The organism is Algoriphagus vanfongensis DSM 17529, from assembly GCF_000429465.1.
Lineage (GTDB): Bacteria > Bacteroidota > Bacteroidia > Cytophagales > Cyclobacteriaceae > Algoriphagus > Algoriphagus vanfongensis.
In genome coordinates, this window is the sequence record NZ_AUBX01000010.1 from 634,272 (window position 1) to 659,808 (window position 25,537).

The following is a 25,537-nucleotide window of genomic DNA, read 5'->3' on the forward strand; positions in this document are numbered from 1 at the left end:
CTCGGGGAATCTTTCCAATGAAAAAGCAGGCCTTTACATTATCTGTTTTCATCACCTTGTTTTGGGCATGTACGGACCTGAGTCAGCAAGAGACTAGAGTAGAAACAGCTCCTGAGCTCTATGTACCGCCTATTTCCACAACACTGAATGTCGGAAGCTTTCCTCAACCGGAAAGGAATCCCATGTCCCAAGAAGGGGTTTTGTTGGGGAAAAAGCTCTTCTTTGACCCTAATCTGTCTGGCAATGGCAAAGTCTCCTGCGCCACATGCCATCAGCCTCAATTGGCCTTTACGGATGGGGTAGCCTTGGGAGATCATGGAGTGACTGGGGCAAAATTGGACAGACATGCTCCTCCCCTTTTCAATTTAGCCTGGAACACCAACGGTCTATTCTGGGATGGTGGAGCCCATGATTTGGAATCTCTGAATTTTGGACCACTTACCCATCCAGATGAAATGGGTGCTGATCTAAATGCATTATTGACCTATTTGAATCAGGAGGATGAATACCTGGATTTGTTTGAAAAAGCCTTTCCAAAATCCCCCATTCAAAGTGCTTCCATTAGCCAGGCAATCGCGCAGTATACCCGCACCCTGATTTCACAGACTTCCCGCTATGATCTCTGGAAGAATGGAAAAACAGAGCTCAGCTCACTAGAAATCAAAGGCTATAAAATCTATCAAGCTGCTTGCGCAAGTTGTCATGAGGAGGGCCTTTTTACAGATCAGGAGTATCACAATAATGGACTGGATGAAAGCTATCCCGACCCTATTGATAAAGAGGGGATATTTCTGGGAAGATTCCGGATCACTCAAGACTCCTTGGACCTGGGAGCTTACAAAACTCCCAGCCTTCGAAATGTCACCTTGACAGCGCCTTACATGCACGATGGTCGATTCGCTACTTTGGAAGAAGTGCTGGACCACTATTCTTCAGGAATCCAGCAAAACAGCTCTCTTGCTCCCCAATTAAAGGGTGGAATTCCTTTGAATGCAGAGGAGAAACAAGCCTTGATCACTTTTCTCCAAACACTCCAAGACGATCAGTTTATTCAACATCACCAGCAGGACAACCCTGATTTACCATGAAAAAACACATACTTACCCTCCTATTTCTTGGACTCTTATCCCAATCCAATCCTTCATTTGCATGCGATAGCTGCAACTTCTTTGAATATAGCCTCTTAGAAAATAAGAGTTATTTCGGTCTATTCTATAGATTCAGGGATTTTCAGGATTACAAAAACATAGCTCCAGCTACAACGACTACAATACAAAGTTACCCTTCCCAACTTAGTACCCAACTGATGCCTTGGGTTGACAACGAAATCATGCATGAACCGGAGGGAAACAACTTATATGTCCAGAAGACAAAGCAGGACTTTGAAACCTATCAAACCATAGAGGCGAGAGGAAACGTCACTCTGAATTACAAATGGAATTTGACTTTCCTATTGCCTTATGAATTCAACAAAGTTTATTATGAAAAATACCTAGACCTTCCCAACCCAGTATCCGATACCACACTTTATGTACAGGGATGGGGAGATTTAACCACTGCAGTAGAATATATCCATTTGATATACAACACTAAATCCAGACATACTTTTCGGCCAGGACTCGCGCTCACAGCACCTACCGGTCAAGCCCAAATCCAATCCAATAATGAAAACAAAGATTTGTTTGATCCAATTATCCAACCTGGAAAAGGCGCATTTTCCTTTATCCCCCGGATAAATTACCAGTGGTTTTTGGAAGATCATGGCATCAATGCAGGCATCAGCTACCAATGGAGCACAGAAGGAAAGCAATCCTATCAATTCGGCAATTCCTTAAATGCCTACCTGCTTTACTTCCATCAGTTTGCTCTTGGTGAAAGCATTCTCCTAGCTCCCAACGTGGGGATCTACCATGAAAGTGCTCAAATGGATCGGTATAGCGGAGAAAAACAGGAACTGACCGGAGGGCAAGTGGATTTTGCGCAGCTTGGACTAGATATCAACCTCGCTCAAACGACACTTTCTCTGATTTACCAATCTCCCATCAATCAAAATCTAAATGGAAACCAGATTCTCAATCAACATAGAATTAATATAGGACTCATCCGAAATTTCAAATTGTAGTATTTGATCCTCATTATTCGCCGATAGAATAGCTACAATCAAAAATCTTCATTGGGCAAATGCCCCAAAAATGCAAGTTCCCGAAATTTTCAAGAAGGTTTTTCTGATAAACCCTAGAAAAACAAAACTTTATAATTTCTTAACAAGACTTCATCATTTAAACCGGTTTTTTGACTTTTAACAAAAAATGAAGAACAATCACATATTTTTTAAACCAGTTTTTTGTTTTTCAACAAAATGCTTTTTTGAACAAGGCAAAAAAAAGAGAGCTTGTTGGAAAACAAGCTCTCAGTCAGGGTCTATTGTTAATCAAGTAAAACCAAATAAACTTTGGTAAAGCGATAGGTTGATATCTTTTTTTGCCTACCAAAATTTATTAAACTTAATAAAATTTAAGACAACCACACAAATTCAGTAAAAAATTTTTTGATTTTTTTTTCATGAATGTCTGCTCTGGCGATTTTGATAGGACTTGGGAGTGCATCCACATTCCTTCTTAAACGCCCGAATAAAATAGCTGATATTGTTGAAGCCAGACATCATCGCCACTTCTTGGATCTGAAGCCCACCCATCTGCAGGAGGTTTCTCGCTAGCTTGAGTTTTTCGTTCAACACATACTCCATGGGCGTCTGTCCAAGTTCTTGCTTGAACGTTCTGACAAAATGTGCCTTACTCATGCATGCTTTGGAGGCCAGTTCTTCCAGGGTTAACTGCTCGCGAATATTAGATTTGACATAAGCCACCACATGAGCTAAGCGATTTCCTGAAGCCAATTCCTTGTAGGTCTTCTCCAGCATGTCTCTAGCTTGGGTTTGACTCAATCTTATCAACAGCTCCTTTAAAGCCAAAGAGGCAATCAGATCTTTCTCTTTGGAGCGCTCTTTCACCCCAATTTTAATAAATCGATTGATGATTTCAGATAAATCCTGAGTATTGATCAAGTGAAAATAAGACAGATCCAGTCCCCACTCCTGGGTCAATACCTTGTCTGAAAATCGCTCATTGAGCATATTGAAGGTAGTCGAAATCATTTCCTTGGAAATAGAAAGTGCAATGCACTGAGTAGGATTGTTCCATTGAGCTTCTGGGAAATCAATTTTCATCAGCTCATTGGGAGGGACGATAACTGACTCACCTGGCAAATAGTCAAAACCAGGCTTATCAAAGAGGTGCATGACTTTTTTCCCTTTGAGCATAGTCGTGAGCACCAAATCACCAAAAACCAAATTGACATCGGCTGCTTCTTGGTGAGTTTCAAAAATATTGAGCTCGCAATTATCTAAGGTATAGGTCGTCCTGTTCTCCACTAGAGTTTTCAAATCCTTTGGAGATCTCCAAGTCACCTGTGCGGGAAAGTTATTTTGGGTCATAAGGTAATGTATTAACTAGCACAGCTTTAGAATAGTTAAGTTATTTAATAATTCTTTAGAATACTTTCTAAAAACGGAAAAAATAGCAATGAGAGTACATGAGATGATCGTCTGGTGCAATTTTTTTGAATGAAATCTAGGGAGCTTTGATCAATACCAAAATAACCAGTAATACATATGGAAACTTTAACACTCTCTCAGGCCAAGCCTGTGGATAGACCAGAGATCAAATCCAAATACGATCATTTTATAGGAGGCAAGTGGGTAGCGCCTGATTCAGGCGAATATTTTGACAACATCTCACCAATAGACGGAAAAGTATTTTCGAAAGCTGCAAGAGGAAATAAAGTCGATATAGAAAAGGCCCTAGATGCTGCCCATGAGGTATTTCCTTCTTGGTCCAAGACTTCTCCTGCCGAGCGATCCAAAATTCTAAATAAAATCGCTGACGTCATCGAAGAAAACTTAGAGCTCCTTGCCAGAATTGAGACCATAGACAATGGAAAAGCACTGAGAGAAACTCGAGCAGCTGATTTACCTCTTTGCGTAGATCATTTCAGATATTTTGCCGGAGTTATTCGAGCCGATGAAAGTACCATTTCTGAGCATGATGAAAACACCGTAAGCATTGCTCTACATGAGCCACTGGGAGTGGTAGGGCAAATCATTCCTTGGAACTTCCCACTTTTAATGGCAACATGGAAAATTGCTCCTGCCTTAGCTGCTGGATGTTGTACAGTTGTAAAACCAGCGGAACAAACACCAACTAGCATTATGGTACTGATGGAGCTCATCGCAGATATTCTACCTGCTGGCGTTCTTAACGTAGTAACGGGCTTTGGTCCTGAGGCAGGCAAACCTTTGGCTACTTCGTCTCGAATTGCCAAAGTGGCATTTACAGGCGAAACGACCACAGGCCGATTGATCATGCAATATGCATCCGAAAACCTGATTCCGGTCACTATGGAATTGGGTGGAAAATCTCCCAATATCTTCATGAAGTCCGTGGCAGATGCAGATGATGAATTTTTCGATAAGGCAATAGAAGGTGCCGTAATGTTTGCTCTGAACCAAGGAGAGGTCTGTACCTGTCCTTCCAGAATTCTTGTTCACGAAGATATCTATGATGTCTTTATGGAAAGAGTGATAGCCCAAACCAAAGCGATCAAACTAGGTCACCCATTGGCAGAGGACACTATGATGGGAGCTCAAGCCTCCAATGATCAATACGAAAAAATCCTTTCCTACATTGAAATTGGAAAGCAAGAGGGGGCTCAAGTACTTACCGGCGGAGCAAAAAGTGGGTTGAATTCAGGACTGGAAGATGGCTACTACATTCAGCCGACCATCTTCAAAGGCAACAATCAAATGAGAATCTTCCAAGAGGAGATTTTTGGACCAGTCACTTGCGTCACTACGTTCAAAACGACCGAGGAAGCCATCCAGATTGCTAACGACACCATGTATGGATTGGGAGCAGGCCTATGGTCAAGAGATGCACATGAATTATACCAAGTGCCCAGAGCGATCCAAGCAGGTCGAGTGTGGGTCAACTGCTATCACGCCTATCCAGCTCATGCGCCATTTGGCGGATATAAAAAATCAGGTTTTGGACGGGAAAATCACGCGATGATGCTGAATCATTACCGCCAGACCAAAAACATGCTAATTTCTTACAGCAAAGAGAAATTAGGCTTCTTTTAATTGTTAATCCGAGTAAAACCAAATCCGTAAAGACAGGTGATATTTGCCTGTCTTTATTTTCTTTACCCTAAACCAATAAACCCATGACACCTAGAATCACCATCACCGATGAGGCAAAGGAAGTTGTTGACAAATTGAGAGATCAAACAGGAACTGAATTGATGTTTCACCAGAGCGGCGGATGCTGTGACGGTTCCTCTCCCATGTGTTTTGAAAAAGGAGATTTCAAAGTGGGAGGAAGTGATATCTGGCTAGGCAATATTTATGGTTGCGACTTCTTCATGAGTTCGGACCAGTTCGAATACTGGAAGCACACCCAACTCACTCTGGATGTCACGCCCGGACGAGGGAGTAGTTTTTCTCTGGAGATACCCATGGGAATTCGATTTATCATCCGATCCAGACTATTCACAATAGATGAATTAAATGAGCTAGAACCGACAAAAAGTGCCGAGGAAGTAATCAGCTAAGACTCCCCTTTCACTTATATTTTTTAGTATCTTCATCGGATTAACCCAGCCCATTACGATGAAAAAACTTCTGATTGGATTATTGGTCTTCTTTCTACTATATGTGATCGCCATCGCATTGGTACCATCCTACATCGAGTCAGACCGGAATCAAACCAAAATTCTCCCTCCCTACACTGTTTCTGCTGAGGCACAAGCGATTTATGATGATTTGGAGTTTATCGCAGACTTGCACTGTGATGCCTTGCTGTGGGGAAGAGACTTGACGAAAAAAGGAGATCGGGGGCATGTGGATTTCCCGAGGATGAGAGAGGCAAATGTGGCTTTGGAGATGTTTACCATCGTATCCAAATCACCCACCGGCCAAAATATGCAAAAGAATAGTGCCGAATCTATGGACATGATCACTCCACTGACAATCGTCAAGGGAGAAAGCCCATTCAATTGGTTTAGCTTGGTCAATCGAACTCTCTCCCAATCCGGAGATTTGGAAGAATTCATGGAGGAAGAGAATGGAAAGGCAATTTTGGTGAAGTCAAAAAACGACTTGCAGATGCTGATCGACGCCCGAAAATCCGACAAAAGTGTGATTGGAGGAATGCTGGGTATCGAAGGAGCTCATGCTTTGGAAGGTGATATTCTCAATGTAGACCGAGTGTATGAGGCTGGCGTGAGAATGATCGGCCCAACTCACTTTTTTGACAATAAACTAGGTGGATCCGCTCATGGGGAATCGGGAGAAGGGCTGACTGAATTCGGCAAATCGGTCATCAAAAGAATGAACGATCTAGGGATTTTCGTAGATCTAGCACATTCATCCCCAGCTATCATTGAGGATGTATTGGACATGACCACTCAGCCGGTCATCGTCTCTCACACTGGAGTGAGAGCTATATTGGATTCACCTCGAAATCTCAGCGACCAGCAGATCAAGCGGATCGCAGACAAAGGTGGCATAATAGGGATCGCTTTTTTCGATGCGGCTGTCGGAGAGCCGGAAATCCCCAATATCATCGCTTCAATAAAACATGTTAGAGATCTGGTAGGAATCAGACACGTGGCTTTGGGTTCGGACTATGACGGAGCAGTGGTGGTTCCATTTGATATCACTGGGCTACCGATAGTAGTAGAAGGTTTGCTTCAGGAGGGCTTTAGCCTAGATGAAATCAAGGCTGTCATGGGAGAAAATGTCAAAGAATTTTTGCTGGAAAATTTAAAATAAATGGAAGCAGCTCTCCATCATCAAAGCAATGAATTCGGCAAACTTCAGGAATATCTGAGGGAATTCGTGTATGGAGGGATCGATGGTGCCGTGACTACATTTGCCGTAGTAGCCGGAGGCTATGGAGCCAATCTGGAACCGGGAATATTGATTATTCTGGGCTTTGCAAACCTACTAGCTGATGGATTTTCAATGTCTGTCGGAGCATATCTATCTGCAAAAAGTGAAAATGACAACTTTGATAAACACGAGAAAATAGAACAATGGGAAGTAGAAAATCTACCCGACTCAGAACGGTCAGAAATAGAAGACATATATAAGGCAAAAGGGTTCAAAGGGCATTTATTAGCCCAAATCGTAGATCATATCTGCTCAGACAAAGAGCTTTGGGTATCAGAAATGATGAAAGATGAACTGGGAATGATGAAGGATAGTAAAAGTCCATTCAAAATCGGACTGGCCACACTGATCTCATTTATTCTCGTAGGTTTTATTCCTTTACTGATATACCTCTGGGATTTCTTTTTCCCGACAAATGTCAACACCTTTCTCTGGACCAGCATCTTGACTGCAATCGCATTCCTGATCGTGGGCTGGCTCAAAGGCATAGTCAATCAAACATCCACCTTAAGAAGTATATTGGAAACGGTTGGATTGGGACTTTTGGCAGCAATAGTTGCCTTTTATGTCGGAGATCTTTTAGAAAGTTTTTTTATGAAATAAGCAATGAAAACCATTGACGAAGTACTAGCCCGCATGGATATGATCGTCGCAGATTGTACTGCCAGCGAGAGTAGATTGGGATATTTTGCCATCCTGTATAGACAGGTAACTCGGAGGATCAAGCAGGGAATTGAGGATGGAGAATTTGAGGACAACCCAAGAATGGAGATTCTGGACATAATTTTTGCCGGTAGATTTATAGACGCCTATGATCAGTGGAAAGCTGGCCAAACTCCGACCACAAGCTGGTCCATCGCCTTTGAAGCCAGCCAAAGTTCATCTTACCTTGTTCTACAACATCTCTTCTTGGGAATCAATGCCCATATCAACCTCGACCTAGGTATAGCTGCTTCAGAAACGATGCAAAGCCTACCGATGGCTGGGATCAAAAATGACTTTGACAAAATCAATCTGATATTAGCTGAATTGGTCGATGGGGTCAAAGCCAATATCAGCAAAGTGTCCCCAATTTTTGGATGGTTGATTCCGCTTGCCAAAGGAAGAGATGAGATGCTACTGAACTTCTCCATCCAATTGGCAAGAAATGGGGCTTGGAAATATGCAGGTGAATACCACGCAGATCCAGACAAGGCCTTCCAAATCTCAGACCGAGATAAAAATATCTCCAGCCTAGCTCGGAAACTTATTCAGCCTGGCAAATTTTTAGGTTTTTTGATCAAAATAATTGGCTTTGCCGAATGGAAATCAGTCAAAAACACCATGACTCAATTGGACGAGGTAGCGGCCAATGCAATATCTTAGCCCTCACTCTCCTCTTCCCCATTTCTCTTCCATACCGGCTATTTCAGCTTCAGTCTTCACCTTATTTTTCCGATTGGTCTTTTCCTTCTGAAGATTTGTCGCATAAAAGTGCGTTCCTTGAAAATAGTCTACCCGAGCTTTGGATTCACCTTTGGCAAAGGTCCATTTCTCACCCTTGAATAATTTCACTTTTTCCTCATGAAGCTCCAGTAGCTCATCATAAGGACCACGGTTGGAAATCAATTTGACGAAAATAGGAGCAGTTTCTATTGCGATAAAAAGGAGCATAATAAATGAGTTAGCAAGTGCCATTGCTGCACTTTCCTCGGTCAAAGCCGCCAACCCATCCATTCTCGCTGCCAAACCGTCAAACCCCTCGATGCCAGGCTGCTGCTTTTCAAATTCCGCTTGACGCAAAGCCATAAACTCGCGAATCTGCGCTTCAAGTGTATCTACCCGGACCTGGTTTCTTACTTTCAATTCGTCCAAAGCGACTTGAGCAGCATCTAGCTGCTGTTCTTTCTTTTTAGCATTGGTTCCGAGCCCTACGATCCCGCTTGTTCCAGACGTTTTCTCTCCAAATCTCTCCGCATCATACTCCCGCTGCAGCTGATCTCGAAAAGCCTCAGCATCATACACCTCAGCCTTCAATGTATCTATCCTTCCTTCCAACTCCTGTATTTCAGGAAACCCTTTGGCCAAATTAAGCTTGGACTGCGCTATAAACTCAGTCTTTTTCTCATCCAGTTTACGATTGATTTCTCTTTCAAACATCTTCAATTCCAAAGGCTTGGAAATCACCAAAGCAAGCAGCACCGCCAGCACCAACCTTGGAATAGCTAATTTCCATTCCGCCCAAGAGTTTTCTTTTTTCCGCATACTGGACACGATAAATCGATCCAAATTGAAAATCATCAGACCCCAAAGAAGACCAAACCCTACCGCAGGCCAGACAGATTGGAAAACAGTATAAATCGCATAGCCAGCAGCTAAGGCCGCCAAGACTCCTGTAAAAAAAACTGTCGCACCTATTCCGATATATTTATTTGATTCCGTGGGCGTTCTCTTCAGAATTGAAAAATTGGCACCACTACAAAACCAGAAAAACTGAGTGAGTCGTTGCATAAGTAAGGATGATTGAATAGCTCTAATCTTGAAACGCTAAAATCCTTCCAAAAGTGATACGTGTATTCCAAATGGGACACATAGCGAGTTTTCAGGGACAAAAACAGCCGTTTTGGGGATATGTCGTGTGTTTTTAGAAATGACAGTACAGACTTGGGACAATTCCATGCTTTGTTCGTCCTGTACGGTTTCGATCAATTTGTGAACGGTTTTGAAGATGTATTTTTTGGATGTATGTTTAGGTATATGAAAAAGCCCTTTAACCTCCTCTTGCTTGCAGTTTGCCTGTTTTTTGGAAGCCAGACCAGCTATGCACAGACTGTACCTTTTGAAAATGAAGTCAAAGAAATCTCTGCCAGAATCGACAGTCTCGGATGGCAAGCCGGAGAGACTATTTTTACAGGAAGCTCTAGCGTGAGAATGTGGAAAAGTCTGGAATCAGAATTCCCAGACCAGGTAGTCTACAATACTGGGTTTGGAGGCTCTAAAGCTTCAGATCTTGAAAAACATCTATTCCCTTTAGTATTGAGATTTGAGCCTAAAAAAGTATTTATCTATGAGGGAGACAATGACCTATGGGCGGATGTAGAGGTCTCATCAATCATGGAATCATTGGACAATATTGTCACCCGAATACTCCTTGCTAATCCACATACGGAAGTCAACTTGATCAGTGCCAAACCCAGCCCAAGCAGATGGAGCAAAAAGAAAAATTACCTTATCCTCAATGATCTGATGCGCCAATACGCACAAACACATGAAGGAGTAGGTTATGTATCCGTCTGGGAAGCACTACTGGACTCCAATGGAAGTCCTCGCCCAGAATTGTACATCGAGGATCAACTGCATCTAAATGAGGCAGGCTACAAGCTTTGGTCGGCCCAGTTTAAGGAATTTATGGAAGATTAAGGTCCAAAAACTCTCAGAGAAAGAGCCAGTAAAATCTGCTGGTGCCGGAAGTCTTGATTTCCTCCAAATACTTTGTCAAAATTGAATTTTTGATCATTAAATTCCCGTTCGTAGCGAAGGTCCAATCCCACTGGACCAATGGAAACTCCCATTCCAAACTGGTAGCCCATCCTCAGTTTTTTGTTGGCTTCATCGATCATTTCAGGAAGATAATTATCCTTCAATGTGTAGTGAAAAGAGGGGCCTGCGAAAACATTGACTACTTGAAACAATTTCAATCCTACAAGAATGGGAGCATCGATGCGCTGAGCCTCTGCTTCTAACTGGCCGGTCTGAAACCTGGTCTCAGTGAAGACCAACTCAGGCCGTAGATAGATATCATAGGAACTCATCTTATAAAAAAGCCCAGCATGATAGCCCATTCCTCCCATTGGGTCCTTCCAGACAGACTCCGCATCTTTAAAGTATTTCCCAGAAGTATTATAATTCATCCCTACTTTCAAGCCCAAGCCTGACCCCTGCTGGGAAAAGGACGCAAAAGAGATCGCTGAAAACAAGAGAAAGAAGCTTAGCAGTTTTATTTTCATAGCTAGGACTTTAGGGCAAATGCCTGTTTGTTTAGTTTATTTTCACAAATCCAATCATCCATTCTTCCCGTATCTAAGTCAGGAAATCAAACAGTTCTCGGACTGATGGGTTATATTGTCAGTTTCAAATACGAGACCAAAATTCACTTTCGATTTATATTTCTTTAAATCATGCTTTTATCACCAAAATCAAACGCAATGATATTGAGTCTATTCTTCACTCTATTGATGGCTTGTAGCTCTCCTTCAGACCAAAATTCAGAAATCGAGTTAAGTCCAAGTGATGCTGAAAAAATCGCTTCATTTTCCGGCAAAATCGAGAAGGCGACTTTCGCAGGGGGGTGCTTTTGGTGCGTGGAAACTCCCTTTGAAGATATCGACGGAGTGATTACGGTCATTTCCGGATATGCGGGTGGCAAAGAAAAGAACCCAACCTATGGCGAGGTGAGTTCGGGGAAGACTTCCCATCGTGAGTCCGTTCAGATCACCTACGATCCAGAAGTGATCAGCTATTCAGAGCTTGTGGATGTATTTTGGCAGACCTATGACCCTACAGATGTGGGAGGTTCCTTTTACGATAGAGGTTCGCAATACGAATCCGCAATATTTTACCATGATGCTCAGCAGAAAAAAGTAGCAGAAGAGTCCAAAAAGAGACTGGATAAATCCGGAAAATTTGATAAGCCCATCGCTACTCCTATCATCAAGTTCACCAATTTTTACGCTGCAGAAGAATATCATCAGGATTATTACAAGAAAAGTCCAGCAGATTATTATTCGTATAGAAAAGGAAGTGGACGTGATGATTTCATCAAAAAACATTGGTCTGAACTATCAGAAAAAGCGTACCCTGCGAAATCAAAATCCGAATTGAAAAGTGAATTGACTGATCTGCAGTGGGAAGTCACCATGGAAGACGCAACAGAATTTGCTTTCCAAAATGAATACAATGGAAATAAAGAAGACGGCATCTATGTCTGCATCGTATCGGGAGCACCACTTTTCAGTTCCAAAGACAAATACGAATCCGGCTCTGGGTGGCCTAGTTTTACCAAACCCATAGATCCGAGAGTCTTAGACAAGCCAGTGGACAATTCGCTCGGCATGCTCCGAGTGGAGGTCCGTAGCAAATTTGGGAACAGTCACGTAGGGCATGTATTCTACGATGGACCAGAACCTACTGGTTTGAGATATTGCATGAATTCAGCAGCGATGAAATTCATCCCAAAAAATGAAATGGAAGCTGAGGGTTATGGAGACTTTATCTGGTTGGTCGATTGAAGGTATTAATTGACCAAAGGCAAAAAGGGAGTACGCTGAGGCACACTCCCTTTTTTTTATTTTGAATGGGATTATAGTTTAGCCAAATAATTATATTTTACCTTCCTATTTCAATTAGCTTAACTTTTACAACACTCTTGTAATGCCCAATTTCGACCTGTTGATCGTGGATGATGATCCGAGTTTCTTGTTTTTGCATGAGGTCTTAGCCAAAAAATCAGGTTTTCACGAGCAGCCTCGCAAATTTGAAGATGGAGAAGAAGTCATTCAGTTTTTGGAAGAAAATGAAGGTAAGAACTATCTCCTTTTTCTGGATATATACATGAAAAAACTGGATGGCTGGGGAGTATTGGAGATTTTGGATCGCAAAAACTGTCCCTCCAAAATCAAGGTCATCCTCATCACTTCTTCGATCAATAGCGAAGATAAAAACAGGGCCATTGACTATGCCAATGTCATCGAATACATAGAAAAACCGCTACTTCTGGAGTATTTGCAGCACCTCAAAGATCAGGTTATTTTTTAGAAACAAGGATTTTCCGAAAGGTCAAATTGATCCTACCTCCTTCTATTTTCTTACGCTTGGGAAGCTGATGCTCCCAGTGATGCTGACTTTCACCACCCATCACGAGAAGACTTCCAGACTCCAAGACTACAGCTAGCTTCTCCCCCTTTTCATGGATGGATCTCATCTGAAACTCCCTGGAAGCCCCCAAACTAATGGAAGCAATGGTTGGGTTTTGCCCCAAACTAGACTCATTGTCCCGATGCCACCCCATGCTGTCCTGACCATCGCGATAGTAGTTGAGCAATACGTGAGTGAATTTTTCTCCCAAAAACTCCTCGATCGAGTGCCGTAACTCACTCAGAGAAGTAAGCCACGGCAAAGGCTTCATAGTAATACCCGAATAGGCATAGGACACTTCGGGATCTCCATATAATGCTGTCCACCTCGGCTGCAAAACGGACCTCCCAAACATCTTAATTGACTCGTGCTTCCAAGTAACTTGATTTTTCAAGATTTCATACAAATCCTGACTTTGTCCGGGCTCTAGAAATGAAGGAATGTAAACCGTAGAGCCTCGTTCCGGCAACAAATTTTCACATGCTTTTCCTTTCCAGTTCATTTCCTGATCAAAATAATTTCTTCAGACCACTTTTCACACGGACTGACTCCTTATATTTAAAAGAAAAACATCCACTATGAAAAAATTCGCCTGGATCATCGGCATTGTTCTGTCTGTTCTTCTCATTGGGATTTTTTGGTACAAGTTCTACTTCGTCTTTGGAGAAGGCGTCAAGGCCGGTTCGCTCAATTATTTTGTAAAAAAAGGAGTGGTCTTCAAAACCTACGAGGGAAGAGTGGTGCAGGAAGGATTCCAAAGCCCGACAGCGGGTGGACTACAAAGCAATGAATTCCGATTCAGTGTCGTGGATGACGATGTCGCTACTCAGTTGGAAAGAGCATCTGGCAAGTTTGTCGAACTGCGCTACAAAGAATATAACGGCATGCTACCTTGGAGAGGCACCAGCAACTTTGTGGTCACAGAAGTACTCACAGTGAAAGACGGAACCGCTTCCGGCTCCGCCCTTCCCTATGATCAATAATTAGTCGTGAGTCCAATAGTCTACCACCGTGGCATCTTGGAAATAAGGCCCTAAGATTTCGCCAAAAGCCTTGTGCGCCGGATGGGGAAGGTAGGCATCCCGATCAGCTTCAGAGTGAAAGGTCAAGGTGAAAGCATGTGTCAGGCCTTTATTGAGCCCTTCGGGACTGTTGTTGGTTCCCCATTCAAATCCTTTGATTTCGGAAATCTCATTTTGAAGATTGCGAAATGCGTCGACTACTTTATCGATATCTGCTTGAGTAGCGCTTTCCTTGAATTGAAATAGGACTACATGACGTAGTACAGAGTCTTGTTTTTCTACCATGATTTCTTTTTCGATGATCTTTTCAGTGTGTATTTCTTTTTCTTCCTGATTACCAGAGCAAGAAAAAAGCAGCAGAGCTGCAAAATAAAAAGGTATTTTCTTCATCATTCCAATAGGTTTGTACTGATTTGAAGGTACGGATTCCAGATAAATTAAGAAAAAGAAAAACTTCTCTTAGACCAGAAAAATTGAAATCGTATATTCAACGAATTATTCGTAGATCACCTAAATGATAATCATGAAAGATTCTTTCCTCTCCAGATCTATTGGTCAAGTCATAGTATTGGTATTCGTAGTCCTCACTGCTTGTCAATCTCCCTCAGATACTAATTCAGAAACACCTGTATCATCTTTTAAAGCTGTAAAAATAGACTCCTTCGAAGTCAATAATTTGACACGAGTGATCATCCGAGACTATAGCCCAGAGGAGAAAATATACCTTGGCTATTCCATAGTGGATGATGAGCTGCTCGAAATCTCCGAAGAGGGGCAAATCCTCAAGCGTGTCAGCAAAAAAGGAGAAGGTCCTGGCCTCTATGGCAACTGGAACCCTATCGGAATGGGCTTTGGTCCCAATGGCCTGAGAATAGCTGAATTGCCATTTTCGATTTTTGCCTATGACTCGACCTATGAGATCGCGTATCAACAGCGCATCCAGTCCCCACTTCCGATTCGAGGATTTGGCCCCATGGGCAGAACTGAGTATTTCAACTCTGGCGATAGCACCTTTTTCCTAGTAGGTCCTAGCAATTACTTATCTGCTCACTATCTCATCCATAATGAAGAAGGAAGAGACACTCTGAAAAACTTCTATCAGCTTCATCTTCAGTCAGGGGATATGAAATCGGTGGTCCCTTACCGCAGTGAATCGATTTACAAACAGACTCAGGATATCTATCCCGAATTGATGACCAAGACTTTCGTGGTTAATCATGAAAAAAATGAATTGATGGTCCTCCACGGACTGGAGGATGAGATAGAAGTTTACAGCCTCCCCTCCTTGCAACTGGCGAGGACTATCCCGATCGAGCATTCTGAGTTTTTGCTCTATAGCCCTGTGCCTATCGGAACAGCTTCCAATGACGAGCGACTAGCCAGTTTGCGTCTCATGTCTGCCCGAAATCAGAGTTTGATTCAGCTCGATGAGAGTGAGTTTCTTATCAAATATTTTACCGGAGTGAGTGAAGGGCAATTTGCCGCGAGAAGAGCAGATGACGCCATCTATTCTCCCCCAAGTGATCCTTCCGAACAGAGACTTTTGTTGGTAGATGATAAAAATGGCAGTACACATGAAATGGAATCTATTCCCGGAACGGTTTTATTTGGTTTAGGAGAAAGGAAATTTCTGGTAATCGAGCCAGAAAACTCCGAAATTGAGGAGGAAGTAACTCGTTTTTCAATTTATCAAATCCAACCTTAAGCCTTATGAAAATCGCTTTTTACAGTGCCAAATCTTATGACAAGGAGAGTTTTGATCATTTTGCACAAGATTTTGGACATGAGATCACCTATTTTGAAGCAAAACTTGACAAGCACTCTACTTCGCTAGCCGCAGATCATGAGGTAGTATGCGCTTTTGTCAATGATATTTTGGACAAAAGTGTCCTCAAAAAACTAAAAGACACCGGAGTCAAACTCATTGCTTTGAGATGCGCAGGCTACAATCAGGTCGACTTGGAAGCTGCTAAAGATCTAGAAATCCCTCTGGTGAGGGTTCCGGTCTACAGTCCTGAGGCTGTTGCGGAACATGGCTTTGCACTGATCCTGACGCTCAGCCGAAAAACCCATAAAGCTTATAACAGAGTCAGAGAATCAAATTTCTCGCTAGAAGGCCTAACTGGCTTCAATCTTCACGGCAAGACTATCGGAGTCATCGGCACTGGAGCCATCGGGCAGGCATTTTGCAACATTGCATTGGGCTTTGGGACACAGGTCCTAGCCTATGATCTGTATGAAAATGAAGAATTGAAATCGAAAGGTATCCGCTATGCAGATTTGAATGAGCTATTTGCACAATCAGATATCATCTCACTTCATTGCCCACTGACACCTGAGACCAAACATCTGATAAACGCAAAAACTATCAAGCAGATGAAAGATGGGGTCGTACTGATCAACACCTCCAGAGGTGCTCTCATAGAGACAAAGTCTGTCATCAAAGCTCTCAAATCAAAAAAAATCGGCTATTTGGGGATAGATGTATATGAGCAGGAGGAGGATCTATTTTTCAAAAATCTATCTGAGGAAATCATTCCGGATGATCAGATTTCCAGACTGATGACTTTCCCAAATGTACTCATCACCGGTCATCAGGCATTTTTGACACGAGAAGCACTGGCGCAGATCGCTCAGACTACCTTGAGAAACATTTCGGAATTTGAAGCCGGCGACCCTTTGACCAATGCCATAGCATAAAAAAATCCCTGAACTCTAGAGCTCAGGGATTCTATTTTTAGCAGTTTGGCGATTAACCTACTACTTTTACTTTCACAGCGTTGACACCTTTTTTACCTTGAACTACGTCATAGGTTACTTTGTCATTTTCACGCACCTCGTCTACTAGACCAGAGATATGTACAAATACGTCTTCTGTGCCATCCGCAGGAGTGATGAATCCAAAGCCTTTGGTGGTGTTAAAGAATTTTACTGTTCCTTCATTCATGATTTCTAATTGATACTATTGTTTATTATTAAAATGTTGATTTTTTGATTTCTTCTCTTGAGGGAGCTCTTCTTCGGGAGGGGTCTCGCTTATATTACCAAATCTATCTACATAAGCCATCATATCCTCCAAGTCCCCACTTTTTGGCTGTTCTTTCCTAGCCAGTTTTTTTTCTAACTTTTCTTTTTGTTTTCTTTTCTTGAGTTCTGCTTTTTGTTTTTTGATGAATGCGTTTTGATTTTTTGACATATATTAATTTTAGTTTGCAAATGTAATGGCATGCCCTGTCTTGCCGGCTCTGCCAGTTCTTCCTATTCTGTGGATATAACTATCCATAGACATCGGCAACTGATAGTTGATCACATGAGTCACATCAGCTACGTCTATTCCCCTGGCAGCGACATCTGTGGCCACCAGTACTCTGGTCTTCCCTTCTTTAAACTCCCCGATCATTCGATTTCGGAAGTTTTGGGATTTATTTCCATGAATCAAGCCTGAAGCTATTCCTGATTGATTCAATTTTTTGCATACACGATCTGCCAGTCGCTTTGTTTCTGTGAAAAGAATCACTTTTTCCAGATCCGGATTTTGAAACAAACCCTGCAACACAGCAAATTTATCTTCCCCATCCTTGAGGTAGATCACCTCTTGGTTGACATTGTCACTGGCATGTCCTCCACTGTTTACTTTGACCTCTACCGGATTCTTGAGAAGCGACTTGATCAATGTCTCCTGATCGGGATCCAAAGTGGCACTGAAGAGCATCGTTTGTCGGCGCTGCTTCATCGGAGCCACCAGCTTCTTGACATCATTGACAAAACCCATGTCCAGCATTCTGTCAAACTCATCCAGCACGAGGACCTTCATCCACTGCAGCTTGAGAAGTCTACGTGAATATAAGTCCAATAAGCGCCCGGGAGTTCCCACCACGATCTGAGGATGCCTATGTAGCTTCTTTTCATCCGTATTGATATTGGTACCACCGATGAAAGTGGCAGAGGTCAATCTCAGCCCTTTGGTAAGGCTTTGAAACTCCTCTTCAATCTGTAAAGCTAGTTCTCTCGTCGGAGCCACTATCAATGCTTTGAAGTCTTTCGGCTCAGCCAATGCCTGCTCAATGATCGGGATCAAAAACGCACAGGTTTTTCCTGAGCCGGTATTTGAGATCCCCATCAGGTCCCTTCCTTGCAAAAGAGGCTCGATCGACTGCTCCTGTATTTTGGTCATCGTGGTATAGCCTTTTGCCTCCACGTTCTTTTTGAGCACTCCGGAGATATCCAACGTAGAAAACAAGGTCGTAGACTTGAGCTCTACAACTCCAGATCCAGAAGCTTCTTTTACCAGCAACTCAGGGTTTAACTTGGAAACCTTAGGAGCTTTTTTGGCAGAAGACCTTCTGTCTTTAGCAGGCCTAGAGGAATTAGACTTTCCTCTATTGGACCTTTTTTTAGGAGGAAAACTCATTTGGCAAAGCTCTTTACAGGCTCCATTTTAGGGGAATTTCCCAAGAGATAAAGCATTTTGAAGTGATCGAATACAGCCCGAATAAAATTAGGCTTGGAATAATATGGAATTTGGTACTCCTCAGCCGTAGCTTTTACAATTTTTGAAATCTCCCGATAATGTACGTGACAAATATCCGGGAATAAATGATGTTCAATCTGATAATTTAGCCCACCGATGTACCAAGCCAAAAACCTGGATTTCGGGGCAAAATTGCAGGTAGTAGCTAGCTGATGGAGCATTCTCTCCCCTTCGACTATCCCCTCTTCATCTGGCAAAGGAAAATCAGCCTCAGGGACTACATGGGCTGTTTGAAATATCAGTGTGATGACAAAACCTGTCACTGCATGCATTGCTACATAAGCCAATAAAATTTTCCAAGCAGGAAATGGTGCAAAAATCAAGGGCAAACCTAAGGCAACCATAAAATACCCCAGTTTCCAGCCAATCAGCTTCCATACGGTATTTCTGTAGGCATTTTTCCCTTTGACCAGTCCCATCTTATGATATTTTGACAGTCTCATAAAATCTTTGACCGTAATCCAGGAAAGTGTACTGAGGGAGTAGAAAAACCACGCATAGAAGTGTTGAAACTTATGCAAGTTGTTTTTCTCAGCATTAGGAGAGAATCTCAAAAAGAACGGAGCATTGATATCATCATCATGCTCATCAATATTGGTAAAACTGTGATGAAGGACATTGTGCTGAATCTTCCAGACTGTGGCATTGGCACCGACTAGATTCAGCGTATAGCCCAGCCATTTATTGACTTTCGGGTTTTTGGAATAAGACCCATGATTGGCATCATGCATTACGCCCATCCCTACTCCAGCCATTCCCAATCCTGCAAGTATAAAACAAGCAAACAACTGGAAGGTCGTCTCAGCTACCCCAAAAATCACAAGAGAGTAAGGCACCAAATACAATGAAAGCAAAACGATCGTTTTCAGGATCATTTTCCAATTACCATATTTGGATTGTCCTGTGCTTTCAAAATAGTGATAGACTCTACTCTTGAGAGTTTTAGAGAAATCTGAAAGTACTGAATGGGAAAATCTAACTGGCTTAATACGTGAGGTGCTTTAGAAGTGATGACTTTTTTGAAGGCTTTAATTCCGAATATATGAACTCTGAATTAAAAAATAGAAAGGAACGAATCAAAACCTTGGCGGGAGTATGACTCCCTATAATGCTACTGGAGGATATTTATTACTTAACTAATTTTGCAACGAAGGTGAGAATAAGAATCGATCTTTCCTAATTTTAAAGCAAAGAACATTTAAAAACTTTTTGATTAACTTCTTGATACCCAAGTTTTTTCTATCTATTTCATTTAATTAATCTTCCAGTTGAGAATTCCATTCACTTGAATCATCTCTACTTTATTGTAGCGCTGCACAGGACTTAGACTTTCCTCCCCCAATGCTTCTTTATTCATCACCAACAAATGGAAATCCAATCCTTTAATCTTTTTGAATTGATGTTTCACTCCAAGATTTACCTGTCTATACGAGGGGAAAGCATATTTATTAGCGGCCGCATCCGAGAGATCAGGTAAAAAGTGGACGCCTGAGTGCACATAAAAACTCCAAGCATCGTCTGGGCTGAAAGCCAGATAAGTCGTCAAGGCCTCCACACTCTGATACCCTTCGTTTCTTTCCCTGGAAATAAATGTAAACCATGCATCCCTCCCCCATTCACGAGGACTCAGCCACCTTCCATTTCCTCCAAGCTTTGTCAAGTTCAACTGAGCTTCCACCTTTTTCGTTTTCATACCTATGCGAGCAGAGATCACCCAGTTTTGGTCCTCGGGATTCTTATAGCGCAAAAGAGAGTCAGGATTTCCGCCATCCCCCATTCCATGCTGATAGCCCAATTGAACTCCCCCGCTCCATGTCATTTGGGATTTATGTTCCCAAGATTTGACCCACTGCCCCCAATATGTGACGAATAGATTGTCTGCCCATGTTTGAGAAAAACTCAGATCGCCACCCCCTGTCTTCTTGCCTGCTTCTAAAACAGTCACTCGATCGCTACTTGTATGAGAATAATATTGAGAAGGCTGACCATAACTATCCCTTCCAGTAGGAAAGATGCCGAGTGTTTCTCCTGGACGAAACCAATCCTTGGTCCCCCTGATGCGAAATCGATGCACATACATAGCTGACAATTCCCACGATCTATCCGGTTTCCAACTAGCCTTTGCACCTTCAAAGAAGGTTGGAGAAAGTCTTCCGTCTTGAGGGTTGATCCAAGTCGAGTTGGCTTCCATCCTCCCAAGCGCCACTGACCATTTTGCATCGCTGTACTGCACATTCAAATTTTCCCAGCTTCCAAACGCATCTTTCCCGGGGTGAACCAAATCATACAAGCCTGTTTCATATCGATTTCTCCGGTTGGCTAATGGATCATAAGTCCAAATATCAGAACTGAAGACATTCCAAAAGCCACGATAAGAAACCTGGGCAGACCAGTTTGGTCCCAATGTCATTTTTGCTCCCAGAGAAAGGGAAGTTCCCAGCGAGTAGTCGCTTTTGAAATCTTCCGGATATGTCGTACTCATCCAAAAAGTCCTCCAATGGACTGCCGGTTTTACATCAAATCTCTTGGATTTTTCCTGAGCTTGTATCTGGATCGACCAGCACATCAATAGCCCCACAAGTAGTCTTCTCATTTTACTTCAGACTTGGCTTTTTGAATCGCTTGATAAGGACCAAACTTGTGTTGGTTCTCAGAAAAATCGTCGCTATACGGGCCGAAGGGATGATCTAGTGGCTTTTTGGAGATATCCGGCCAGTCATTGGGAAAGTCCCTATCTGGACGGGGTAAACTATTGACATAAGCTGCTACATCCCATGCTTCCTCATCTGAAAGAACGGGGTTTTCGAAAGTCGTACCAAAAGGCATGTTTGCTTTGACGTATCCCGCAAAACGTGACATTCTGTACAAGCCTGCGCGCTGGTTGTAGCTATGCTCTCCCCAAAGTGGTGGATAAAGATAGCCACTGCCATCCTGCTTGGCTATCCCCTGACCATCTGCTCTATGACAGGACTGACAAAATTGCTCATAAACTGTTTTTCCGTGGATCGGATCAGCAGCCCGATCCAAAAAAGGAACTTCGTGAAGTCCAGCACCTAGTGGCTTGATTCCTGTAGGCACTTCCTTACCCAACCACGTCATGTAAGCCACCATCGCTTTCATCTCTTTGCTTTCAGGATCCAAGGCTGTTCCGTTGAGACTTCTTTCAAAGCATCCATTGATCCTCATGACCACATCTTCCGAAGTTCCTGATCTCCCTCTTATTTTGGGATAGGTCGATGCCACTGCGGAATAATTATTTCCCAGAGGAAGTGTTCCCGCTTGAAGATGGCAGTTTTGACAATTCAATCCATTGGAGATTTGTTTGACTTTCCCATTTGGTCCCAGATACAGAGCAGTATTGGCAATCAAATCTTTGCCATAGCGAATGGCGTCCGCATTGGGTTCTTGATCGACCAGAGACCAGTCAGGTGCTTGCCAGACACTCTCGGGGTCTAGCAATGCATTTTTGCTTTGATAGGCTAGATCAGAAGTTTCTTGCAATGTATTCAACGTACTGAGTGTAGGAAGATGACTACTCATATATGGCCATACAATCAAGACTCCTAGCCCGACAAGCAAGCCAACTACCAAAGAGAGAAGCCCTATCAGCAGCGAAATCAACTGTAGAAAAGGTTTGCGAAATTCACTCATGAGATCAATTTTATCCTATGCAAAATTGCCCTTCTCCCGGACCAAAAGCTGTGACTTGCATCACATGATTTACCTCTTAAATGGCAGATCGAAAATTACAGAAAATACTGGGTAGAAAATTAAACCCGAGCGGAAAAACAATTTCTGTCTCCAACCTTTCCTAAGACAAAAAAACAGGTTTCCGATTCATAAAGCTCCAATTTGACCTGATCTCCCTTATGGCATTCTGAAATGTAATTGAGTGTCAGGCTAGAAATATCAGCTGTCTCCCCCTCTATCAAATCTTCGACCCATCGCACATAGCTGGCATTGTTTACATGATTGTACAAATCCAAATCTGAAGCACGGACCATGACGGTCTCTGTAGCTTTCAACCGCCCCTTTACAAGAAGTTTCTCTGGTTGCCACTCAGGCTTCATAGAAGTGTCAAACAACTCCTGCGGCAACACCGATTCAGGCTTGAGCATTCTCTTAGATTCTGTATCCAGAAGCAGCCATGAACTCATCCCTCTCACCAGCACTTTGCCAAATATATCCTGCATCAAAAATTCGCGGAAAGCAAAAATCCGGTCTACTCCTCGCCCTCCTGTAGCCAGCCGAACTTCCTGACCCCAACTCGGCATTTCGATGACTTTGACTTCCATTCTGGACAGCACCCACATTTGATTGGATGCAGCCAGATTTCTTCCAAAATCCTGCGAATCGGCATGCCTCCACGCTATTTCCTGCAATAAATCAAACAGACCTTTGATTCTAAGTTTCCCGCTGGGATCTACCAAAAAAGAATTGATCTCGTAGTTCTTCTGATATTGTAGGCCTTCCGGGATACTCACTTGATTAGATTTTCTTGATTGGGAAAAAACACCTGCTTGCGGTATGTTGCCAAGATAGCTATTCCCACACCATTCAGGGCAATCAGTGCAAAGGAAGTCTTGAGACTAAATAAATCTGCAATGAACCCTATCAAGGGAGGTCCGAGCAAAAAACCAAAAAAGGAAATCGTCGACACCAAAGCCAAGGCTATACTTGGGGAATACAATTTGGATCTGCCTGCGATACTGTAAGAAAGTGGGATAATCGACGCCACTCCCAGTCCTACTAATAGAAATCCGAAAGTCGCGGTATAAATAGTCGCAAAGACCACACTCAGAGTCATCCCTACAAAAATCAGCAAACCACTGTATCTGATCACGGCCACCTTGGTATATTTCGCAGCTATTTTATCCGTGATAAATCTCCCGGAAGCCATCGCTCCCATAAACGCCACATAGCCCAAAGCAATCAAGCTGGGATCAGTCTGCACTACTTTTTTGAAATAAACTCCACTCCAATCAAACAGGCAACCTTCAGTCATCATTCCTAAAAAAGAAATAACCCCTACCCGAAGCAACAAATCATCTGGACGCTTCAAAACCAGCCCTCCAGCCTCTGAATTATTTTTTTCTTTCACAATATACCGATGGGCGGTAGAGATGATCACAAGGGAAATCGCCATGACCACCAAATAATGCTGGCCTGGATTGAAATCCAGAAAAATCATTCCGGCACCGATGCCCGCTCCAGCAAAACCTGCCATGGACCACAATCCATGAAAGGACGCTAGGATACTTTTTCCCATCTGATCTTCCAGATCAAGAGCTTGCGTATTGAGTGAGATATTCATGATATTTCCCAGCATCCCATAGACCACTAGGACCGGCACCAATATCCAAATCTGTGGACTAAAACCGATCAAAGGCAATGTCAGTGCATATGCTACACTTCCCATCAGGATCACACGCCTGCTTCCATAGTGATGGACAGACCAGCCTGCTATCGGCAGACCTAGCATAGATCCGACAGGTAGGAATAAAAGCAATGTCCCCAATTGCCCCTCAGAAAGATCAAACTTTGCCTGGATATCGGGAATCCTTGCTGCCCAGCTGGCAAAGCAAAGCCCCAAGAAAAAAAACATGCTCCCGAGAGCGACTCTTCTTTTGGTATTGGTAATCATCAACAAGTAGGTTAGGTAGAATAGGCAGCTCAAAATAAAGAAGATTCAAGCAAAAACTCCGCTTTTCTTTTTGCAGTTTCGACAAAAGAGGCTCAGATTGCAGCCCTCATCCCAAATCATTCAGTCTATGGAATTTGTCATCGTCGGCGTGATCATTATTTCCGCCATCCTTCTGATCCGGTTTATTATCAAAAAGGTTTTTGACTAAAAAATAAAAAAGTCGCAAACCCATGGGCTGCGACTTTCTGTACAAATCCTTGTTCTGCGCTTAATTTGGCAATTTGTCGGCAAACCTGCCATACACCCATGTTCCTGCTATTGCAGATAGCAATGTCACGATGATGACTGTAAATCCACTCCCGATCTGAGCAAATAGAGGGCCCGGACAAGCTCCCGTCAAAGCCCAACCCAAACCGAAGGTCAAACCTCCGATTATCTGTCCTTTTCTGAATTCTTTTTTAGGAATGTGAATAGCTTCTCCATGCATAGAGCGGATTCCGAATCGCTTGATCAGCTGTATGGAAATGATCCCGGTGACAATCGCCGAACCAATCACCCCATACATATGAAACGACTGCAGTCGAAACATCTCCTGAATTCTAAACCAGGAAATGATTTCCGCTTTGACAAAAACGATCCCAAAAAGAACTCCCAATATCAAATACTTCAACAACTCCAGGCCCGACTCTTTCTTTTTCGTCAGGTTCGGTGCCACACAGTTGGCATCATCTTTTTCTTTTATCAATACACTCATTTTATCACTTCAGTTAAAATCCCACAATTTTCATCAAAGGCTCCAGAAAGACATGAGTCATCAGAAATCCCCCTAGCATAAATGCCATAGTCGCTACCAGCGATGGCCACTGCAAAGCACTGATACCCATAATGGCATGACCGGAAGTACAGCCACCCGCATAGCGAGTCCCAAAGCCTACCAAGAAGCCTCCTATCACAAAGAACAATAGCCCTTTGGCGGTGAAGAGGTTTTCCCAAGAGAAAATATCTGATGGCATCAGATGGGTGTAATCTATGATTCCCAAAGCTGCCAAGTCCGCTTGAGTTACTTCAGAAATGACGATTGCATCTGGATTTGCCAGGAAATTGGTAGCGATAAATCCACCAATCAAAACTCCCATGACAAATAGGAGATTCCAACTTTCTTTTTTCCAGTTATATTGGAAAAAAGGGATTTTGGCGGGCATACATGCCGCACAGATATGTCTGAGGGAGGATGAGATCCCAAAAGTCTTATTTCCTAAGATCAGCAGAGCAGGTACTGTCAGACCAATAAGAGGCCCGGCCACGTACCAGGGCCATGGTTGAGTTATCCAATTCATTCGAAAATCTTGTTTTAAGTTTTTATATACGCAGGAGCGGGGTGATCGAGCTTTGCGTTGGCAAAGATCCAAGTAGCCAAGCTAGTCCTCAGTGACTTCTAT

Annotated in this window: 29 protein-coding genes; 13 read left to right on the plus strand and 16 right to left on the minus strand. The window is 42.9% G+C overall.

All coding sequences use genetic code 11. From position 1 onward, the window contains the following. Window positions 1-17: 17 nt before the first annotated feature. Both G460_RS0107930 and G460_RS0107935 read left to right on the plus strand, forming a co-directional pair. Entirely contained in the window at window positions 18-1,088 is a 1,071-nt protein-coding gene (locus G460_RS0107930; protein ID WP_026954847.1) for a cytochrome-c peroxidase, read from the plus strand. Beyond that, a complete protein-coding gene (locus G460_RS0107935) occupies window positions 1,085-2,122 on the plus strand; it encodes a transporter family protein (RefSeq protein ID WP_026954848.1) in 1,038 nt (345 codons plus the stop codon). Before G460_RS0107930 ends, G460_RS0107935 begins: the two co-directional genes overlap by 4 nt. A 438-nt stretch (window positions 2,123-2,560) precedes the next feature. Here the strand turns inward: G460_RS0107935 and G460_RS0107940 are convergent, their stop codons facing one another. Next, window positions 2,561-3,493 carry an AraC family transcriptional regulator gene (locus G460_RS0107940; protein ID WP_026954849.1) on the minus strand — a complete coding sequence of 311 codons (933 nt, stop codon included), beginning with the start codon at window positions 3,491-3,493 and terminating at the stop codon, window positions 2,561-2,563. Window positions 3,494-3,670: 177 nt separating this feature from the next. Here G460_RS0107940 and G460_RS0107945 point away from each other — a divergent pair, with 177 nt between their 5' ends. From G460_RS0107945 to G460_RS0107965, 5 genes are all read left to right on the plus strand, one after another. Further along, window positions 3,671-5,197 (plus strand): aldehyde dehydrogenase family protein, encoded by a 1,527-nt coding sequence (locus G460_RS0107945; protein ID WP_026954850.1) that lies wholly within the window; start codon window positions 3,671-3,673, stop codon window positions 5,195-5,197. An 83-nt stretch (window positions 5,198-5,280) separates the two neighbouring features. Next, entirely contained in the window at window positions 5,281-5,667 is a 387-nt protein-coding gene (locus G460_RS0107950) for a DUF779 domain-containing protein (RefSeq protein ID WP_026954851.1), read from the plus strand. 58 nt (window positions 5,668-5,725) lie between these two features. Next, complete coding sequence (locus G460_RS0107955) at window positions 5,726-6,889, plus strand: dipeptidase (protein ID WP_026954852.1); 1,164 nt, start codon at window positions 5,726-5,728, stop codon at window positions 6,887-6,889. Beyond that, the gene (locus tag G460_RS0107960) at window positions 6,890-7,612 is read left to right on the plus strand and encodes a VIT1/CCC1 transporter family protein (RefSeq protein ID WP_026954853.1); all 723 of its coding nucleotides are present in this window, start codon (window positions 6,890-6,892) and stop codon (window positions 7,610-7,612) included. It abuts the gene before it with no gap. A 3-nt stretch (window positions 7,613-7,615) separates the two neighbouring features. Next, window positions 7,616-8,374, plus strand: a complete 759-nt coding sequence (locus G460_RS0107965; RefSeq protein ID WP_026954854.1) for a DUF5995 family protein — start codon at window positions 7,616-7,618, stop codon at window positions 8,372-8,374. 3 nt (window positions 8,375-8,377) lie between these two features. Here G460_RS0107965 and G460_RS0107970 read toward each other — a convergent pair whose 3' ends face one another. Beyond that, window positions 8,378-9,499 carry a DUF4407 domain-containing protein gene (locus tag G460_RS0107970; protein ID WP_026954855.1) on the minus strand — a complete coding sequence of 374 codons (1,122 nt, stop codon included), beginning with the start codon at window positions 9,497-9,499 and terminating at the stop codon, window positions 8,378-8,380. 36 nt (window positions 9,500-9,535) lie between these two features. Further along, window positions 9,536-9,697: a hypothetical protein gene (locus G460_RS23310; protein WP_169817504.1), complete on the minus strand. Its 162-nt coding sequence runs from the start codon at window positions 9,695-9,697 to the stop codon at window positions 9,536-9,538. Between the two features lie 48 nt (window positions 9,698-9,745). Between G460_RS23310 and G460_RS0107975 the strand changes: the two genes are divergently transcribed. Further along, window positions 9,746-10,408 (plus strand): GDSL-type esterase/lipase family protein, encoded by a 663-nt coding sequence (locus G460_RS0107975; protein WP_026954856.1) that lies wholly within the window; start codon window positions 9,746-9,748, stop codon window positions 10,406-10,408. Here G460_RS0107975 and G460_RS0107980 read toward each other — a convergent pair. Then, entirely contained in the window at window positions 10,405-10,995 is a 591-nt protein-coding gene (locus tag G460_RS0107980; RefSeq protein ID WP_026954857.1) for an outer membrane beta-barrel protein, read from the minus strand. The genes G460_RS0107975 and G460_RS0107980 overlap by 4 nt on opposite strands. Before the next feature lie 171 nt (window positions 10,996-11,166). Here G460_RS0107980 and msrA point away from each other — a divergent pair, with 171 nt between their 5' ends. Beyond that, window positions 11,167-12,276 carry a peptide-methionine (S)-S-oxide reductase MsrA gene (msrA, locus tag G460_RS0107985; protein WP_035464116.1) on the plus strand — a complete coding sequence of 370 codons (1,110 nt, stop codon included), beginning with the start codon at window positions 11,167-11,169 and terminating at the stop codon, window positions 12,274-12,276. A 142-nt stretch (window positions 12,277-12,418) separates the two neighbouring features. After that, window positions 12,419-12,802: a response regulator gene (locus G460_RS0107990; protein ID WP_026954859.1), complete on the plus strand. Its 384-nt coding sequence runs from the start codon at window positions 12,419-12,421 to the stop codon at window positions 12,800-12,802. Here G460_RS0107990 and G460_RS0107995 read toward each other — a convergent pair. Next, window positions 12,792-13,403, minus strand: coding sequence for an alpha-ketoglutarate-dependent dioxygenase AlkB family protein (locus G460_RS0107995; RefSeq protein ID WP_026954860.1), 612 nt, complete (start codon window positions 13,401-13,403; stop codon window positions 12,792-12,794). The genes G460_RS0107990 and G460_RS0107995 overlap by 11 nt on opposite strands. 76 nt (window positions 13,404-13,479) lie before the next feature. On the opposite strand from G460_RS0107995, the gene G460_RS0108000 reads away from it, so the two are divergent. Further along, window positions 13,480-13,884, plus strand: a complete 405-nt coding sequence (locus G460_RS0108000; RefSeq protein ID WP_026954861.1) for a hypothetical protein — start codon at window positions 13,480-13,482, stop codon at window positions 13,882-13,884. Here G460_RS0108000 and G460_RS0108005 read toward each other — a convergent pair whose 3' ends face one another. Continuing rightward, window positions 13,885-14,313: a Dabb family protein gene (locus G460_RS0108005; protein WP_035464117.1), complete on the minus strand. Its 429-nt coding sequence runs from the start codon at window positions 14,311-14,313 to the stop codon at window positions 13,885-13,887. A 133-nt stretch (window positions 14,314-14,446) separates the two neighbouring features. Between G460_RS0108005 and G460_RS0108010 the strand changes: the two genes are divergently transcribed. After that, window positions 14,447-15,628, plus strand: a complete 1,182-nt coding sequence (locus tag G460_RS0108010) for a hypothetical protein (RefSeq protein WP_051315972.1) — start codon at window positions 14,447-14,449, stop codon at window positions 15,626-15,628. 5 nt (window positions 15,629-15,633) lie between these two features. Then, window positions 15,634-16,623, plus strand: coding sequence for a 2-hydroxyacid dehydrogenase (locus G460_RS0108015; protein ID WP_026954864.1), 990 nt, complete (start codon window positions 15,634-15,636; stop codon window positions 16,621-16,623). 52 nt (window positions 16,624-16,675) lie between these two features. Here G460_RS0108015 and G460_RS0108020 read toward each other — a convergent pair whose 3' ends face one another. The 10 genes from G460_RS0108020 to G460_RS0108070 all read right to left on the minus strand — a co-directional run bounded on the left by G460_RS0108020 (window position 16,676) and on the right by G460_RS0108070 (window position 25,507). After that, complete coding sequence (locus G460_RS0108020) at window positions 16,676-16,870, minus strand: cold-shock protein (protein WP_026954865.1); 195 nt, start codon at window positions 16,868-16,870, stop codon at window positions 16,676-16,678. Between the two features lie 15 nt (window positions 16,871-16,885). After that, a complete protein-coding gene (locus G460_RS0108025; protein ID WP_026954866.1) occupies window positions 16,886-17,119 on the minus strand; it encodes a hypothetical protein in 234 nt (77 codons plus the stop codon). 9 nt (window positions 17,120-17,128) lie between these two features. After that, window positions 17,129-18,334, minus strand: a complete 1,206-nt coding sequence (locus G460_RS21645) for a DEAD/DEAH box helicase (RefSeq protein ID WP_051315973.1) — start codon at window positions 18,332-18,334, stop codon at window positions 17,129-17,131. Next, the gene (locus G460_RS0108035; protein WP_035464118.1) at window positions 18,331-19,329 is read right to left on the minus strand and encodes a fatty acid desaturase family protein; all 999 of its coding nucleotides are present in this window, start codon (window positions 19,327-19,329) and stop codon (window positions 18,331-18,333) included. The genes G460_RS21645 and G460_RS0108035 overlap by 4 nt, the downstream gene beginning before the upstream one ends. Window positions 19,330-19,706: 377 nt before the next feature. After that, window positions 19,707-21,047 (minus strand): hypothetical protein, encoded by a 1,341-nt coding sequence (locus G460_RS0108040; RefSeq protein ID WP_026954868.1) that lies wholly within the window; start codon window positions 21,045-21,047, stop codon window positions 19,707-19,709. After that, window positions 21,044-22,105 (minus strand): c-type cytochrome, encoded by a 1,062-nt coding sequence (locus tag G460_RS0108045; protein WP_026954869.1) that lies wholly within the window; start codon window positions 22,103-22,105, stop codon window positions 21,044-21,046. The genes G460_RS0108040 and G460_RS0108045 overlap by 4 nt, the downstream gene beginning before the upstream one ends. Before the next feature lie 119 nt (window positions 22,106-22,224). Then, on the minus strand, window positions 22,225-22,938 hold the full coding sequence (locus G460_RS0108050) for an acyl-[acyl-carrier-protein] thioesterase (protein ID WP_026954870.1): 714 nt from the start codon (window positions 22,936-22,938) through the stop codon (window positions 22,225-22,227). Next, complete coding sequence (locus G460_RS21650; protein WP_035464120.1) at window positions 22,935-24,098, minus strand: MFS transporter; 1,164 nt, start codon at window positions 24,096-24,098, stop codon at window positions 22,935-22,937. Before G460_RS21650 ends, G460_RS0108050 begins: the two co-directional genes overlap by 4 nt. Window positions 24,099-24,366: 268 nt before the next feature. Continuing rightward, window positions 24,367-24,852: a DUF6691 family protein gene (locus G460_RS0108065; protein ID WP_051315974.1), complete on the minus strand. Its 486-nt coding sequence runs from the start codon at window positions 24,850-24,852 to the stop codon at window positions 24,367-24,369. 13 nt (window positions 24,853-24,865) lie between these two features. After that, on the minus strand, window positions 24,866-25,507 hold the full coding sequence (locus tag G460_RS0108070) for a YeeE/YedE family protein (RefSeq protein WP_281171649.1): 642 nt from the start codon (window positions 25,505-25,507) through the stop codon (window positions 24,866-24,868). Window positions 25,508-25,537: the final 30 nt, after the last annotated feature.

What these genes read in the sequence shown, in the direction of transcription:
- G460_RS0107930 (WP_026954847.1), top strand. Translation starts at nt 18, where the DNA reads ATGAAAAAGCAGGCCTTTACATTATCTGTTTTCATCACCTTGTTTTGG.
- G460_RS0107935 (WP_026954848.1), top strand. Translation starts at nt 1,085, where the DNA reads ATGAAAAAACACATACTTACCCTCCTATTTCTTGGACTCTTATCCCAA.
- G460_RS0107940 (WP_026954849.1), bottom strand. Translation starts at nt 3,493, where the DNA reads ATGACCCAAAATAACTTTCCCGCACAGGTGACTTGGAGATCTCCAAAG.
- G460_RS0107945 (WP_026954850.1), top strand. Translation starts at nt 3,671, where the DNA reads ATGGAAACTTTAACACTCTCTCAGGCCAAGCCTGTGGATAGACCAGAG.
- G460_RS0107950 (WP_026954851.1), top strand. Translation starts at nt 5,281, where the DNA reads ATGACACCTAGAATCACCATCACCGATGAGGCAAAGGAAGTTGTTGAC.
- G460_RS0107955 (WP_026954852.1), top strand. Translation starts at nt 5,726, where the DNA reads ATGAAAAAACTTCTGATTGGATTATTGGTCTTCTTTCTACTATATGTG.
- G460_RS0107960 (WP_026954853.1), top strand. Translation starts at nt 6,890, where the DNA reads ATGGAAGCAGCTCTCCATCATCAAAGCAATGAATTCGGCAAACTTCAG.
- G460_RS0107965 (WP_026954854.1), top strand. Translation starts at nt 7,616, where the DNA reads ATGAAAACCATTGACGAAGTACTAGCCCGCATGGATATGATCGTCGCA.
- G460_RS0107970 (WP_026954855.1), bottom strand. Translation starts at nt 9,499, where the DNA reads ATGCAACGACTCACTCAGTTTTTCTGGTTTTGTAGTGGTGCCAATTTT.
- G460_RS0107975 (WP_026954856.1), top strand. Translation starts at nt 9,746, where the DNA reads ATGAAAAAGCCCTTTAACCTCCTCTTGCTTGCAGTTTGCCTGTTTTTT.
- G460_RS0107980 (WP_026954857.1), bottom strand. Translation starts at nt 10,995, where the DNA reads ATGAAAATAAAACTGCTAAGCTTCTTTCTCTTGTTTTCAGCGATCTCT.
- msrA (WP_035464116.1), top strand. Translation starts at nt 11,167, where the DNA reads ATGCTTTTATCACCAAAATCAAACGCAATGATATTGAGTCTATTCTTC.
- G460_RS0107990 (WP_026954859.1), top strand. Translation starts at nt 12,419, where the DNA reads ATGCCCAATTTCGACCTGTTGATCGTGGATGATGATCCGAGTTTCTTG.
- G460_RS0107995 (WP_026954860.1), bottom strand. Translation starts at nt 13,403, where the DNA reads ATGAACTGGAAAGGAAAAGCATGTGAAAATTTGTTGCCGGAACGAGGC.
- G460_RS0108000 (WP_026954861.1), top strand. Translation starts at nt 13,480, where the DNA reads ATGAAAAAATTCGCCTGGATCATCGGCATTGTTCTGTCTGTTCTTCTC.
- G460_RS0108005 (WP_035464117.1), bottom strand. Translation starts at nt 14,313, where the DNA reads ATGAAGAAAATACCTTTTTATTTTGCAGCTCTGCTGCTTTTTTCTTGC.
- G460_RS0108010 (WP_051315972.1), top strand. Translation starts at nt 14,447, where the DNA reads ATGAAAGATTCTTTCCTCTCCAGATCTATTGGTCAAGTCATAGTATTG.
- G460_RS0108015 (WP_026954864.1), top strand. Translation starts at nt 15,634, where the DNA reads ATGAAAATCGCTTTTTACAGTGCCAAATCTTATGACAAGGAGAGTTTT.
- G460_RS0108020 (WP_026954865.1), bottom strand. Translation starts at nt 16,870, where the DNA reads ATGAATGAAGGAACAGTAAAATTCTTTAACACCACCAAAGGCTTTGGA.
- G460_RS0108025 (WP_026954866.1), bottom strand. Translation starts at nt 17,119, where the DNA reads ATGTCAAAAAATCAAAACGCATTCATCAAAAAACAAAAAGCAGAACTC.
- G460_RS21645 (WP_051315973.1), bottom strand. Translation starts at nt 18,334, where the DNA reads ATGAGTTTTCCTCCTAAAAAAAGGTCCAATAGAGGAAAGTCTAATTCC.
- G460_RS0108035 (WP_035464118.1), bottom strand. Translation starts at nt 19,329, where the DNA reads ATGATCCTGAAAACGATCGTTTTGCTTTCATTGTATTTGGTGCCTTAC.
- G460_RS0108040 (WP_026954868.1), bottom strand. Translation starts at nt 21,047, where the DNA reads ATGAGAAGACTACTTGTGGGGCTATTGATGTGCTGGTCGATCCAGATA.
- G460_RS0108045 (WP_026954869.1), bottom strand. Translation starts at nt 22,105, where the DNA reads ATGAGTGAATTTCGCAAACCTTTTCTACAGTTGATTTCGCTGCTGATA.
- G460_RS21650 (WP_035464120.1), bottom strand. Translation starts at nt 24,098, where the DNA reads ATGATTACCAATACCAAAAGAAGAGTCGCTCTCGGGAGCATGTTTTTT.
- G460_RS0108065 (WP_051315974.1), bottom strand. Translation starts at nt 24,852, where the DNA reads ATGAGTGTATTGATAAAAGAAAAAGATGATGCCAACTGTGTGGCACCG.